The following is a 1,066-nucleotide window of genomic DNA, read 5'->3' as shown; positions in this document are numbered from 1 at the left end:
TCGCGCCCCGGCCGCCCCCCCGCCCCCGCCCCCCGCGCCCCGCCCCCCCCCCCCCCCCCCCGGCGCCCCCCGGGGGCTCCCCCGGCCGCCCCCCGGCGCCGGGCCGGGCCGGCGCCTCGCCACCGGCGGTGGCGTGGCCGCCCGCTCAGCCGGCGGTCCGCCCCGCGCCGCCGAACGCGGGCTCGCGGCCGTCCTCCAGGTAGACGGGGCGGCCGTCGGCGAGGGCGCGCAGGCTGGGCTCCATCCGGCGCGAGACGTGCGCGGGCGACAGTTCGGGGATCTTCTCCGGCGCGACCAGGACGTGGTCGGACAGCTCGTCGGGCGGCAGCCGGATCGCGGCGAGCTCGGCGTCGCTGATGGCGCCGCCGAAGACGAACACGTTGACCGAGTCGACGCCGTCGTCGCGCGGGGAGCCCCAGTCGACGCAGACGAGGCCGTCCAGGCGGGGGACGAGGCCGAGCTCCTCGCGGCATTCGCGCACGCACGCGGCGAGCGGGGACTCGTCGGTCTCGATGACCCCGCCGGGCAGGAACCAGCCCTCGCTGTAGGTGGGCTTGACCAGCAGGACCCGCCCGAGGTCGTCCAGGAGCAGTGCCGCCGCGGCGCCGCGGGAGCGCGGCAGCGAGGCGTAGTAAGCAAGGTCGGGCATGTACCGAGATTAGGCCGGACGACCGTCTTATGATCCTCGCCGCGGCGGGCCCGGCACCGCATCTTCCGCGAGATCGCCGGGCCGCCGCGAATCCGGTTCGGCAACCGGCCGGACGGTGACGAATGGACCCTGACAATCGCCGACAACGCTTGACACGCGATCGTCAACCATTGCCGGACCGTTCCGCCCGTGCCGCCGGAACGGGCGGCTGACCTTGCCGGACGCGCGGGCGTGAACCGCAATTAACGCGCGGGTCACATGTCGGAAGCGGCGGCGAAACGGCATCGCCGGAGCCTTCCGGCATGACCGGGACTCCCACGCACTGCCCGTACTGCGCCCTGCAATGCGGGATGACCCTGGCCGGCGGCGCGGCCGCGGGCGCGCCGGTGCGGGTGGCGCCGCGCGACGACGTCCCCG

2 protein-coding genes are annotated in these 1,066 nt (G+C 76.5%); one reads left to right on the top strand and one right to left on the bottom strand.

All coding sequences use genetic code 11. The features are described 5' to 3' along the window. Positions 1 to 145: 145 nt before the first annotated feature. Positions 146 to 649 (bottom strand): NUDIX domain-containing protein, encoded by a 504-nt coding sequence (locus ABZ914_RS51775; protein ID WP_433135569.1) that lies wholly within the window; start codon positions 647 to 649, stop codon positions 146 to 148. 302 nt (positions 650 to 951) lie between these two features. Here ABZ914_RS51775 and ABZ914_RS51770 point away from each other — a divergent pair. Beyond that, positions 952 to 1,066: hypothetical protein (locus ABZ914_RS51770; protein ID WP_500201871.1), on the top strand; the 115-nt coding region annotated here is incomplete at its 3' end.

The organism is Spirillospora sp. NPDC046719 (genome assembly GCF_040645715.1).
Taxonomy (GTDB): domain Bacteria; phylum Actinomycetota; class Actinomycetes; order Streptosporangiales; family Streptosporangiaceae; genus Spirillospora.
The sequence above is the reverse complement of the archived record's forward strand: the minus strand, read 5'-3'. Positions and strand labels throughout refer to the sequence as shown.